Below are 12,260 nucleotides of genomic sequence, written 5' to 3'. Positions count from 1 at the left end.
GGAAACCTCTTGACGAGGTTCATAAATTTACTGGCTATTCGGCACGCTGTTGAGTTCTCAAAGAACACGCGCTCACCGTCACTCATCGCATCTGCGACTCGATCTGGGGCTGATGTTCGCCGCGCTGGCGTTCCGGCTCTTTCGTTCCGGCCCGTTCCGCGCTGGCAGAGAGAAAGTTACACCCCGCCCAACGCGGAGACAAATCGGGGGTCGGGGACACCGTCTTCGCAGGTCGGACTACGTGCAGTCGCCCCAAAACCGGATCATGTGTGACCGGGGCCACCCCAAGGAGTTTTCAGCGGGGCGCGCACGGCAGGTGGACGGCCACGGACAGCCCGCCGCCGGGGATGGCGGTGGCCTGCACGCGACCCTCGTGAGCTGCGACGGCGGCCCGCACGATGGACAGACCCAGGCCGGTTCCCGTGCGCGCGGTCCGGTCGGCGACGCCCCGGCGGAACGGCTCGAACAGCTCCTCCACCCGGTCGGGCGCGATGACCGGCCCCGACGACGACACCCGCAGGGACGTCCACTCCGGCCCGCCCTCGGTGCGCACCTCGATCCACCCGCCGGGCACGTTGTGCCGCACGGCGTTCTCCAGCAGGTTGCCCGCGATCCGCTCCAGCAGGGCCGGGTCGCCCACGGCCGGCGCGGGCGCGGTCACGAAGGACGCCCGCACCTGCCGCTCCGCGGCCTCCGCCCGGACGGCCCGCCACGCGGAGTCGACCACGGCGTTGAGGTCCACCGGCTCCCGCACGGCCAACCCGAGCCCATCCGTGCGCGCGAGCAACAACAGCGCGCTCACCAACTGCTCCGCCCGTTCGGTCGCCGACCGGACCACGGACGCCATGCGCCGCAGCTCCTCCTCGTCGGCGTCCGGGTCGGACAGGGTCACGTCCAGCTCGGTCCGGATGACCGACAGGGGTGTGCGCAGCTCGTGGGAGGCGTTGGCGACGAACCGCCGCTGCGAGTCGAACGCGGCCTGCAACCGGTCGAGCATCTCGTCGAAGGTGTCGGCCAGCTCGGCGACCTCGTCGCGCGGGCCGGCCAGGCGCAGCCGCTCCCCCAGGGACTCGGCGGACAGCCGCCGGGCCGCGTCGGTCACGTCGTGCACGGGTTGGAGGACGCGTCCGGCGATGGTCCACGCGAGCAGCGCGGCGGCGGCGACCACGCACAGGAAGGCGATCGTCCCCGACCGCAGCACGTCGTCGCGCGCCTGCTGGCCGAGGGCGTCGGCGAGCACCCCGGAGTCGACCTCGACGCCATCCACGACGACCGTGCTGCCCTCGGGGAACCGGGGTGAGGACGCGACCACGCGACCGACCAGCATCCAGCCCAGCAGCAGGAGCAGTCCGGACACGAACGCGACGAGCCCGGTGGCGAGCAGGGTGAGCCGGGTGCGCAGACCCGGCCCGCGGCGGCGCAGCGCCGGGGTCACTCAGGCAGGCCGGCGGTGGGCACGCGGTACCCGGAGCCGACGACCGTGTCGATGATGCCGGGCTCGCCGAGCTTCTTGCGCAGCGTCATGACGGTGACCCGGACGGTCGTGGTGAACGGGTCCGCGTTCTCGTCCCACACCCGTTCCAGCAGCTCCTCGCTGCTCACCACCGACCCCTTGGCGGCCAGCAGCACCTCCAGCACGCCGAACTCCTTGCGGGTCAGCTCGACGGGCTGCCCGCCGCGCCGCACGGTGCGCCGGGCCGGGTCCAGTTCGACGTCGCGGGCGGTCAGCAGCGGCGGGGTGGCGGGGGTCGCGCGCCGGGCGAGGGCGCGCACGCGGGCGACCAGTTCGGGGAAGGCGAAGGGCTTGGCGAGGTAGTCGTCGGCGCCCAGCGACAGGCCGGCGACGCGGTCGTCGACGCCGGCGCTGGCGGTGAGCATCATGACCCGGGTCAGCGCGCCGGAGCCGAGGATCTCCTTGCACAGCTCGTCGCCGGACATGCCGGGCAGGTCGCGGTCGAGCACGACCACGTCGTAGCGGGTGACGGTGATCTTCTCGTGGCCGGTCTCGCCGTCGTAGGCGACGTCCACGGCCATGCCTTCGCGCCGGAGGCCGCGCGCGATCGCGTCGGCCAGCGGCACCTCGTCCTCGACTACCAGGATGCGCACCTCACAAAGGTGCCACACGTCCCTGAGAACGTGCTTAGGGACGTTCGACGACGACCGTCTGCGCGGTCTGCAACGCGCGCAGGCGCAGCAGCGCCGGGTGGTCCTCGGCGAGGCGGGCGGCGTTGAGCAGGGACCGCATGGCGGCCGTCTCGCCCCGCGCGCGCTCCAGCGCGGCCTTGGCCTCGGCCCGCGCCACGATCTCGGCCAGGGCGGCCTTGCGCAGTTCGGCGGGCATCACGACGTCCCGGACGGCGACCGACGTCACCTCGACGCCCAGCTGCGCGGCGCGGGAGCGCACGGCCGCCAGGACCTCGCCGGCGATGGCCTCGCGGTCCGGGTCGACCTGGTCGTGGGCGCGGCCCAGCACGGCGGAGCGCAGGGCGAGCTGGAGGACCAGGTGCAGTTCGTGCTCGGGGTTGGGCGCGGTCACGACGAACGCCGTCGCGTCGGCGACCGACCACGTGATCACGAGGGTCACGCGGACCAGCACGCCGTCGGCGGTCGGGATGTCCTGCCAGGCGGGGGTGTGGGAGCGGGGCCGGACGTCGACGCGCTGGACGAGGTCGCGGCGGGGCAGGGTGTGCTGACCGGAGCCCAGCTCACCCACCACGGAGCCCTTGCTGAAGTGCACGCCGCGTTCCCACGGCATGAGCGTGTGCTTCACGTTCCCCTCCTCCCCGAAGACGCCCCGAACGCGGACCGCGACCCCGGCCGTGGGGTGGAGGGCGGGGGCCCGAAGCCCGCAGAGCCCTGCACCCGGTGCTCGACCGGGGTCGCGGCGAGGTAAGGGAATCGAACCCCTGATTCGCGTTGACAGCGCGGTTACCAGTGCGCCCGGCTGCGATCGCGGAACCCGGAGCGGCAACGCCGTCCGGGCCACTGACCGGGCGGGGGAAGGCTAGCGGGTCCCCTTGTCGGCGGTCTCGTCGATTTCCTCGGGTTGGGCGGCGACGACCCACTCGGTGATGCTCCGGGCCACGTCCTGGGCGGTCAGGCCCAGCTCGGCGAGGACCTCCGCGCGTTCGCCGTGCTCGTGGAAGGCCTGCGGGATGGCCAGGTCGCGCAGCGGCGTGTCCACGTCGGCGTCGCGCAGGGCGGCGGCCAGTGCCCAGCCGAAGCCGCCGTGCCGGCCGCCGTCCTCGACGGTCACCACGAGCTTGTGCCGGGCGGCGAGGGACACCAGATCGGCGGACACCGGGAACACCCAGCGCGGGTCCACCACGGTCACGCCGATGCCCTGGTCGGCCAGGCGCTGCGCGGCGGCCACGCCCAGCCCGCCGAACGCGCCCACCGTGACCAGCAGCACGTCGTCGCCGGAGCGGCTGAGCACGTCGACCGTGCCGATGCGCTCGACGGCGGGCAGGTCCTCGCCCACCGACGCCTTCGGGTAGCGCACGACGGTCGGCGCGTCGGAGATCGCGACCGCCTCCCGCAGCTCCTCGCGCAGGGTCGCGGCGTCGCGCGGGGCGGCCACGTGGATGCCCGGGACCAGGCCGCAGATCGACAGGTCCCACATGCCGTGGTGGGACGCGCCATCCGGGCCGGTGATGCCGGAGCGGTCGAGCACGACGGTGACGCCCTGCTTGTGCATGGCGACGTCCATCAGCAGCTGGTCGAACGCCCGGTTGAGGAACGTGGCGTAGACCGCGACCACCGGGTGCAGCCCGCCCATCGCCAGGCCCGCGGCCGAGGTCATGGCGTGCTGCTCGGCGATGCCGACGTCGAAGCACCGGTCCGGGTAGAGGCCGGCGAACTTGTCCAGCCCCGTCGGCCCGCGCATGGCGGCGGTGATGGCCACGACGTCGGACCGCTCGCCGCCCAGCGCGGCCAGCTCGTCGGCGAACACGTGGGTCCACGTGCGCTTGGACGGGCCGACGTTCTCGCCGGTGATCGGGTCGATGACGCCGGTGGCGTGCATCTGGTCGGCCTCGTGGTTCTCCGCCGGGGCGAAGCCCATGCCCTTGCGGGTCACGGTGTGGACGATGACCGGGCCGCCGAAGGACTTGGCGCGGCGCAGCGCGGACTCCAGGGCCACCATGTCGTGCCCGTCGACCGGCCCGATGTACTTCATGCCCAGGTCCTCGAACATGGCCTGCGGGCTCAGCGCGTCCTTGATGCCGCGCTTGGCCGCGTGCAGGGCCGCGTAGAGGGGCTTGCCGACGATCGGGGCGTTCTGGAGGGCGTTCTTGCCGCGTTCCAGCGCCCGCTCGTAGCCGGGCTGGAGGCGCAGGGACGCGAGGTGGTCGGCCAGGCCGCCGATGGTCGGCGAGTAGGACCGGCCGTTGTCGTTGACCACGATCACCACGGACCGGTCGGTGCCGGCGGCGATGTTGTTCAGCGCCTCCCAGCACATGCCGCCGGTCAGCGCGCCGTCGCCGACGACCGCGACGACGTGGCCGCCGCGCCCGGTCAGCTGGAAGGCCTTGGCCAGGCCGTCGGCGTAGGACAGGGCCGTGGAGGCGTGGCTGTTCTCCTCGACGTCGTGCTCGCTCTCGGCGCGCGAGGGGTAGCCGGACAGGCCGCCCTTCTGGCGCAGCGAGTCGAACCCGGCGGCGCGGCCGGTGAGGATCTTGTGCACGTAGCTCTGGTGGCCGGTGTCGAACACCACGGGGTCGCGCGGCGAGTCGAACACCCGGTGCACGGCCATCGTCAGCTCGACCACGCCCAGGTTGGGCCCCAGGTGGCCGCCGGTCCGGGAGACCTTGTCGACCAGGAACCGCCGGATCTCCTCGGCGAGCCGCACCAGCTCGTCGTGCTCCAGCCGTTTCAGATCCGCCGGTCCGTGCACGGATTCCAGCAAGCCCACCGCTCCACCTCGCCTGTGGTTTCTCTCCCCGATCGTCCGGTCAGTCTACGGACCACTGGCTGAGACGCCGCTCAGCGAACGGGTTCCAACAGCGCCACGCATTCGACGTGGTGGGTCATCGGGAACGCGTCGAACGCCCTGAGCTGGGTCAACTCGTAGCCGTGGTGTGAAAACGACGCGATGTCGCGGGCCAGGGCGGCCGGGTCGCACGCGACGTAGACCACACGGACGGGTCGGCTGCGGGCGATGGCGGTCACCACGCTGCGGCCGGCGCCCTTGCGCGGCGGGTCGAGCACGACGACGTCGGGCGGCAGGTCGGTGAAGTCGGGTGTCTCCAGGACCTGTTCGGTGCGGCCCGCGTGCCAGCTGACCTGCGGCAGGTCGGACAGGTTGAGCCTGCCGTCCTCGACCGCGCCGTGGGAGGACTCGACCACGGCCACCGTCCCGTTCTCGCCGACCTGCTCGGCCAGCACGGACGCGAACAGGCCGACGCCGCCGTAGAGGTCCCAGGCGCGGTCGCCGGGCCGGCAGTCGGCCCAGTCGCGGACCACGGCGGCCAGGGTGTCGGCGGCGGCCGGGTGGACCTGCCAGAAGCCGTCGGCGCGCAGGTTCCAGGCGCGGTGGGCGGCCAGCTCGGTGGCGGTGCCGCTGCCCTCGCGGCGCCGCGCCGGGCCGGGGGTCGGTCGGCCGCGCCGCACGACCGGCGGGCCGATCTCGGTCACGTGCACCTGGGCGCCCGCGTCCCGGGTCACGACCAGCTCGGACTTCGGCGGCCACGTGCGCCCCAGCACCGGCTCGACCGCGCCGGGCGCGGCGATGACGCAGTGGTCCACGGCGATCACGTCGTGGCTGCGGTGGGCGCGGAACCCGGGCCGCCCGTCGGGGCCGACCGCCAGCCGCACGCGGGTGCGCCAGTCGGTGGGTCCGCCGGGCAGGTCCTCGACGATGACCTCCCAGTCCAGCTTGGCCAGCCGCTGGAGCTGCTCGCTGACCACGGCGGCCTTCAGCTCGCGCTGCGCCTCCCAGGAGGCGTGCTGCCAGTCGCAGCCGCCGCAGAGGCCGGGTCCGGAGAACGGACACGGCGGTTCCACACGATCGGGTGAAGCTTGGAGGACTTCGACGGCGTCGCCCCGGCAGAACGACCCGCCGGTGTCCTCGGTGATCCGCACGCGCACGCGCTCGCCGGGCAGGGCGTGCCGCACGAACACCACGCGGCCCTCGTGCCGGGCGACGCAGTGCCCGCCGTGGGCGACCGCGCCGACCTCGACCTCGATGAGCCGCTGCTTCCAGGTGGCCGTCACTTCTCGTTACCGCCGCGTTTGTCCAGGCCGCGCCGGATGGCTCCGGGCGCGATCACGTCCTTCTCGGTCACCTTGGACGACGACGCGAGCTGCCACGGCACGCTCGTCACCATCACCCCGGGTTGGAACAACAGTCTGCCCTTCAGCCGCAGCGCGCTCTGGTTGTGGAGGAACTGCTCCCACCAGTGACCGACCACATACTCCGGGATGAACACGGTCACCACGTCCCGCGGGTTGTCGGTGCGGACGCGCTTGACGTAGTCGAGGACCGGCTTGGTGATCTCCCGGTACGGCGACTCGATGACCTTGAGCGGGACCTTGAAGTTCTCCTTCTCCCACTCCGCGACCAGCCGCCGGGTGTCGGCGTCGTCCACGTTGACGGTGACCGCTTCGAGCACGTCCGGGCGGGTGGCCTTGGCGTAGGCGAGGGCGCGCAGCGTGGGCATGTGCAGCTTGCTGACCAGCACCATCGCGTGGTTGCGGGCGGGCAGCAGCTTCTGCCGCTCCTGCTGGCGCAGCTCCTCGGCCACCCGGTCGTAGTGGCGGCGGATCGCGGTCATGAGCGCGTAGATGGCGGCCATCGCGGCGATGGCGATCCAGGCGCCCTTGGTGAACTTCGTGATCAGCACGACGATCAGCACCGAACCGGTCATGAGCAGGCCGAACGCGTTGATGGCCTGCGAGCGGCGCATCCGGTTGCGGACCGCCGGGTCGGTCTCGGTCGCGAGCAGGCGGTTCCAGTGCCGGATCATGCCGGTCTGGCTCATCGTGAACGACACGAACACGCCCACGATGTAGAGCTGGATGAGCTTGGTGACCTCGGCGTCGAACGCGATGACCAGGATCACGGCGGCGGCGGCCAGGAAGACGATGCCGTTGCTGAACGCCAGGCGGTCGCCGCGGGTGTGCAGCTGGCGGGGCAGGTAGCGGTCCTGGGCCAGGATCGAGCCGAGCACCGGGAAGCCGTTGAACGCGGTGTTCGCGGCCAGCACCAGGATCAGGGCGGTGACCACGGTGATGAAGAAGAAGCCGACCGGGAAGCCCTCGAACACCGCCGCCGCGATCTGGGCGACCATCGTCTTCTGCTCGTAGCCCTCGGGGGCGCCGACGAGCTGGTGGGCCGGGTCCTCGGCCATGCGCACGCCGGTCAGCTGGGCCAGCACGATCAGGCCCATCAGCATCACGACCGCGATCACGCCCATCAGCAGCAGCGTGGTGGCCGCGTTGCGCGACTTCGGCTTGCGGAACGCCGGCACGCCGTTGGAGATCGCCTCCACGCCGGTCAGGGCCGCGCAGCCGGAGGAGAAGGCGCGCAGGACCAGGAACACGAAGGCCAGGCCCAGGAGGTGGTCGTCCTCGGCGCGCAGCTCCAGGCCGGCGCTCTCCGCGCGCATCTCGTCGCCGAGCACCAAGCCGCGGAACAGGCCGTAGCCGATCATCAGCACGACGCCGACCATGAACGCGTAGGTCGGGATGGCGAACGCCGCTCCCGACTCGCGGATGCCGCGCAGGTTGATCGCGGTGAGGATGACGATCGCCGCCACCGCGAACTCGACCTTGTGGGTGGCGACGAACGGCACCGCCGAACCGATGTTCGCCGCCGCGGAGGAGATGGAGACGGCGACGGTGAGGATGTAGTCCACCAGCAGGGCGCTGGCCACGGTCAGGCCCGCCCTCGGCCCCAGGTTGACCGTGGCGACCTCGTAGTCGCCGCCGCCGGACGGGTAGGCGTGCACGTTCTGCCGGTAGCTGGCGACCACGGTCAGCATGACCACCACGACGACGATCCCGACCCAGGGCGCGATCGTGTAGGCGCTCAGGCCCGCGACGGAGAGGACGAGGAAGATCTCCTCCGGGGCGTAGGCCACGGAGGACATGGCGTCCGAGGCGAACACCGGCAGCGCGATTCTCTTCGGCAGGAGCGTGTGCGCGAGGCGATCGCTCCGGAAGGGCCGGCCGACCAGGAGGCGCTTGGTCGCGGTTGCGAGCTTGGACACGGGTGCACAGCGTAAGGGGTCCTCCTCCCCTGGTCGGAGTAATCGTCGGTAGGTTCTTCCCAGGCGTCGTTCAGGAGGCTTTCGTGCACGTGGTGATCATGGGGTGCGGCCGGGTGGGATCCTCCCTGGCCAAGGCCCTGGAACGCCTGGACCACCAGGTCGCGGTGATCGACAAGGACCCCCAGTCCTTCCGGCGGCTGGGTGCGGACTTCCACGGCCAGCAGGTCGTCGGCAACGGGTTCGACCAGAAGGTGCTCATCGAGGCGGGCATCGAGCGGGCGGGGGCATTCGCGGCGGTGTCCAGCGGCGACAACTCGAACATCATCTCGGCGCGGGTGGCGCGGGAGACCTTCGGCGTGGCCGCGGTCGTGGCCCGCATCTACGACGAGAAGCGGGCCGCGGTCTACGAGCGCCTGGGCATCCCGACCGTGGCCACCGTGCCGTGGACCACCGACCGGTTCCTGCGGATGCTCCTGCCCGAGGGCGCGGCGACGGCGTGGCGCGACCCGTCCGGCTCCGTGGCCGTGCTGCCGCTGGAGCTGGACGAGGGCTGGGTGGGGCACTCCGTGCGCTCGTTCCAGGAGGTGACGGGGTGCCGGGTGGCGTTCATCATGCGCTTCGGAACGGGCGTGCTGCCGGACTCGAAGTCGGTGCTGCAAGCCGACGACGTGGTCTACGTGGCCGCCCTGTCGGGCACGGTGACGGACGTGGCCGCCGCGGCTGCCCACGCCCCTGAGGAGGCATGACCATGCGGATCGCGATCGCCGGGGCCGGCGCCGTGGGCCGTTCCATCGCGGCGGAACTGGTGGCCGACGGCCACCAGGTGATGCTGATCGAACGGGACCGGGCCCACTTCGAGCCGCACACCGTGGAACAGGCCGAGTGGGTGCAGGCGGACGCCTGTGAGCTGTCGTCCCTGGAAGACGCCGGGATGCAGCTGTGCGACGTGGTGATCGCCGCCACCGGTGACGACAAGGTGAACCTGGTCGTGTCGCTGCTGGCGAAGACGGAGTTCGCCGTGCGCCGGGTGGTGGCCCGGGTGAACGACCCGAGCAACGAGTGGCTGTTCACCGAGTCGTGGGGTGTCGACGTGGCCGTCTCGACGCCCCGGATCCTGTCGGCGCTGGTGGAGGAGGCGGTGACGGTCGGGGACGTGGTGCGGTTGCTGACCCTGCGGCAGGGGCAGGCGAACCTGGTGGAGATCACCCTGCCGGGTGACACGCCGTTGGCGGGCTCCCCGGTGAACGCGCTGAACCTGCCCCGGGACGCCGCCCTGGTGACGATCCTGCGGGGCGGGCGCGTCATCGTCCCCACGCCGGACGACACGTTGGAGGGCGGCGACGAGCTGCTGTTCGTGGCGGCGGCCGACGTGGAACGGGAAATCCGCTCCGCCCTCGGCTACTGACCCGGAAAACGCCGTGAACATCCGGTGGGTGGGCGCCTAGCATCCCCGCATGGTGTCCACCGACCGGTTGCTCGCCTTCGCGGCGATGTCGTTCCTGCTGATCATCATCCCCGGCCCCAGCGTGCTGTTCGTGGTGGGTCGGGCGCTCGCGCAGGGCAAGCGGGCCGCGATCATGACCGTGCTGGGCAACACGCTCGGCGCGTATGCGCTGGTGGTGGCCGTGGCGCTGGGGATCGGCACCGTGGTCGAGCGGTCGGTGGTCGTGTTCACCGTGCTCAAGCTCGCCGGCGCGGCCTACCTGGTCTACCTCGGGGTCAAGGCGTTCCGCGAAAGGCGCAAGATGGCGGCCTCGTTCGACGCGGGCGGCGGCACGCGGGGGATGTGGCGGACCCTGTGGGAGGGGTTCGCGGTCGGGGTGGCCAACCCGAAGACGATCGTGTTCTTCGCGGCCGTGTTGCCGCAGTTCGTCGACCGGGGTCAGGGGCACGTTGTGGGGCAGATGCTCCTGCTGGGTCTGCTGTTCAACGTCATCGCCGTGATCTCGGACAGCGTGTGGGGCCTGGCCGCGGCGACCGCGCGGGATTGGTTGGCGCGGTCACCGAAGCGGCTGTCGATCGTCGGCGGCACCGGTGGGCTGGCCATGATCGGGCTCGGCGTGACCGTGGCCGTCACCGGGCGCAAGGACTAGTCGTACTGCGAGCGCAGCCGCTCCTCGGCGGCCTTGCTCTCCTCTTCCTCGGCGGCCTGGGCGGCCTTGAGGCGCTTGTCCGAGCGGCGCACGGCCCAGACGGTCGCCACCAGGGCCACGGCCATCAGCGGGTAGCCCATCGCGAGCTTCGCCGCGGCCAGCCAGCCCACGGACGCCTCGTCGTACAGCCAGCGCTGCACCACGAACCGCGACCCGAACACCAGCGCCCACACCAGGGTGGCGATGTCGTAGTCCCGGACGGACGCCCGGTCCTTGCGCCACGCCGTGCCCTGGCCGTTGAGGAAGCTCCAGATCACGCCGGCCAGCGGCCAGCGGACCACGATCGACACGACGAACACGCCCGCGTAGACCAGGCTCTGCCAGATGCCGAACAGGAAGAAGCCCTTGGCGTCACCGGTCCGGTAGGCGATGAAGGCGGCGATGCCGACGCCGAACACCGCGGACACGGCCGGCTGGACGCTGCCCTTCCGCATGGCGAGCACGATGCCGATGACCACGGCCGCGCCCAGTGCGCTCCAGATCGCGGGCATCAACCCCGCGAAGGCGTTCACCAGGACGAAGACCACCACCGGCAGCGACGAGAACAGCAAGCCGCTGACCCCGCCCATCTGCTCCAGGAGGGTCGGCTGCTTCTCTGATTCGGTCGAGGTCATGAAGCGGTCTGCAACTCGTAGTAGGGGTTGTAGAGCACCTTGCGACCATCACGGACGGCGATGCGCCCTCGGGCCTTGATGGTCCGGCCCGGCTCGATGCCGGCGATCCGGCGCCGACCCAGCCACACGAGGGTCACGCCCTCGGTGCCGTCGTACAGCTCGGCCTCCAGCGTGGCGGCGGCGTCGCGCGGGCACAGCTCCACGGTCCGCAGGCGGCCCAGCACGGTCACCTCCTGCCCGGACTTGCAGTCGCACGCGCGGACGGCCCCGATCTCCACGGCTTTTCGTGAGAGGTCGTCGGCGTCCAGCTCGCTCACGTCGGTGGTCAGCCGACGCACGAGGCGGCGCCAGTAGCCGCCCCCAGTTCCAGTCATCCCCGACTCCTGGGTGCTCCTCCGTGGACCTCGGCTGTGAGGCCCGTACGACGCCAGGGTAACCGGGTCCACTCGACCGGGTATCCGACTGGGGGAGGATGTTCCCCCGATGACTCCGCCCACCGCCGTCCTGCTACCCGGCACCGCCTCCGACGAGGTGTTCGTGCGCTCCGTGTTCGCCCGACCACTCGCCGCCGCCGGGTACGCCCTGGTCGCTCCCGAGTCGCGGTCGGTGGCGGAACACTTCGCCGCCCTGGACGCCGCGTACGACGGGAAACCACTGGTCGTGGGCGGTGTGTCGTTGGGGGCGCACATCGCGGCGCGGTGGGCGGTGCGCAATCCCGGGCGGTGCGCGGGGGTGTTGGCGGCGTTGCCAGCGTGGACTGGACGTCCGGACGGCGCGCCGGCGGCGTTGGCGGCCTCGGCGAGCGCGCACACCGTCGACCGTGAAGGGCTGTTCGCGGCGGTAGGCGGGGTCGAGGGCTGGGTCGGCGACGAACTACGCAGGGCTTGGCCCCGGTACGGGCCGGCATTGCCGCAGGTGCTTCGGGAAGCCGCCGGGTCGGCGGCACCGACGGTCGAGGAGTTGGCCGGGCTGGACGTGCCGGTCGGGGTGGCCGCGTGCACCGACGACCCAATCCACCCGTTCGAAGTAGCCCAAAGGTGGGTGTCGGCGTTGCCGAGAGCAGCGCTGCGGACGACCACGCTGGCCGAGATGGGCACGGACCGCGAAGCCCTGGGCCGCGCCACCCTCAACGCCCTTCAGAACGCCTAGACGAGCGCGCCCGCAGGGCATGCGCTTTTCGAAGGGCTCGCGCAGCAGACCTCCCAACCTGGGCTTCTTCCGTCATCCCCGTATGGCCTGCCCGAAGGGCTACCACAGATTTTCGGGGTTGCAGCCGAAATTTT

General features: G+C 71.7%; 12 protein-coding genes and 1 tRNA gene. 4 read left to right on the top strand and 9 right to left on the bottom strand.

Annotation, left to right across the window (positions count from 1 at the left end):
* Positions 1-295: 295 nt before the first annotated feature.
* The 7 genes from WBN91_RS36700 to WBN91_RS36670 all read right to left on the bottom strand — a co-directional run bounded on the left by WBN91_RS36700 (position 296) and on the right by WBN91_RS36670 (position 8,210).
* Positions 296-1,435, bottom strand: coding sequence for a sensor histidine kinase (locus WBN91_RS36700; RefSeq protein ID WP_337728898.1), 1,140 nt, complete (start codon positions 1,433-1,435; stop codon positions 296-298).
* The gene (locus WBN91_RS36695) at positions 1,432-2,106 is read right to left on the bottom strand and encodes a response regulator transcription factor (protein ID WP_337728899.1); all 675 of its coding nucleotides are present in this window, start codon (positions 2,104-2,106) and stop codon (positions 1,432-1,434) included. The genes WBN91_RS36700 and WBN91_RS36695 overlap by 4 nt, the downstream gene beginning before the upstream one ends.
* Positions 2,107-2,140: 34 nt before the next feature.
* The gene (locus WBN91_RS36690) at positions 2,141-2,770 is read right to left on the bottom strand and encodes a slipin family protein (protein WP_337728900.1); all 630 of its coding nucleotides are present in this window, start codon (positions 2,768-2,770) and stop codon (positions 2,141-2,143) included.
* A gap of 112 nt (positions 2,771-2,882) precedes the next feature.
* Positions 2,883-2,941: transfer RNA gene (locus tag WBN91_RS36685), tRNA-Ser, on the bottom strand.
* Between the two features lie 63 nt (positions 2,942-3,004).
* Positions 3,005-4,912 (bottom strand): 1-deoxy-D-xylulose-5-phosphate synthase, encoded by a 1,908-nt coding sequence (gene dxs, locus WBN91_RS36680; protein WP_337728901.1) that lies wholly within the window; start codon positions 4,910-4,912, stop codon positions 3,005-3,007.
* A 71-nt stretch (positions 4,913-4,983) separates the two neighbouring features.
* Positions 4,984-6,213, bottom strand: coding sequence for a class I SAM-dependent RNA methyltransferase (locus WBN91_RS36675; protein WP_337728902.1), 1,230 nt, complete (start codon positions 6,211-6,213; stop codon positions 4,984-4,986).
* Positions 6,210-8,210 (bottom strand): APC family permease, encoded by a 2,001-nt coding sequence (locus WBN91_RS36670; protein WP_337728903.1) that lies wholly within the window; start codon positions 8,208-8,210, stop codon positions 6,210-6,212. Before WBN91_RS36670 ends, WBN91_RS36675 begins: the two co-directional genes overlap by 4 nt.
* A gap of 83 nt (positions 8,211-8,293) precedes the next feature.
* Between WBN91_RS36670 and WBN91_RS36665 the strand changes: the two genes are divergently transcribed.
* The 3 genes from WBN91_RS36665 to WBN91_RS36655 are packed head-to-tail and all read left to right on the top strand — an operon-like array spanning position 8,294 to position 10,303.
* Complete coding sequence (locus tag WBN91_RS36665; RefSeq protein ID WP_337728904.1) at positions 8,294-8,956, top strand: potassium channel family protein; 663 nt, start codon at positions 8,294-8,296, stop codon at positions 8,954-8,956.
* Between the two features lie 2 nt (positions 8,957-8,958).
* Positions 8,959-9,615, top strand: a complete 657-nt coding sequence (locus WBN91_RS36660; RefSeq protein ID WP_337728909.1) for a potassium channel family protein — start codon at positions 8,959-8,961, stop codon at positions 9,613-9,615.
* Between the two features lie 49 nt (positions 9,616-9,664).
* Positions 9,665-10,303, top strand: a complete 639-nt coding sequence (locus tag WBN91_RS36655; protein WP_337728905.1) for a LysE family translocator — start codon at positions 9,665-9,667, stop codon at positions 10,301-10,303.
* On the opposite strand, the gene WBN91_RS36650 is transcribed toward WBN91_RS36655, so the two are convergent.
* Positions 10,300-10,977, bottom strand: coding sequence for a DUF3159 domain-containing protein (locus WBN91_RS36650; RefSeq protein WP_337728906.1), 678 nt, complete (start codon positions 10,975-10,977; stop codon positions 10,300-10,302). The two genes, WBN91_RS36655 and WBN91_RS36650, sit on opposite strands and share 4 nt — an antisense overlap.
* Positions 10,974-11,351: an OB-fold nucleic acid binding domain-containing protein gene (locus tag WBN91_RS36645; protein ID WP_337728907.1), complete on the bottom strand. Its 378-nt coding sequence runs from the start codon at positions 11,349-11,351 to the stop codon at positions 10,974-10,976. The genes WBN91_RS36650 and WBN91_RS36645 overlap by 4 nt, the downstream gene beginning before the upstream one ends.
* Positions 11,352-11,460: 109 nt before the next feature.
* On the opposite strand from WBN91_RS36645, the gene WBN91_RS36640 reads away from it, so the two are divergent.
* A complete protein-coding gene (locus tag WBN91_RS36640; protein ID WP_337728908.1) occupies positions 11,461-12,126 on the top strand; it encodes an alpha/beta fold hydrolase in 666 nt (221 codons plus the stop codon).
* The last annotated feature ends 134 nt before the right edge of the window (positions 12,127-12,260 follow it).

Source organism: Saccharothrix sp. CCNWYY140 (genome assembly GCF_037401995.1).
Classification (GTDB): Bacteria; Actinomycetota; Actinomycetes; order Mycobacteriales; family Pseudonocardiaceae; genus Actinosynnema.
The sequence above is the reverse complement of the archived record's forward strand: the minus strand, read 5'-3'. Positions and strand labels throughout refer to the sequence as shown.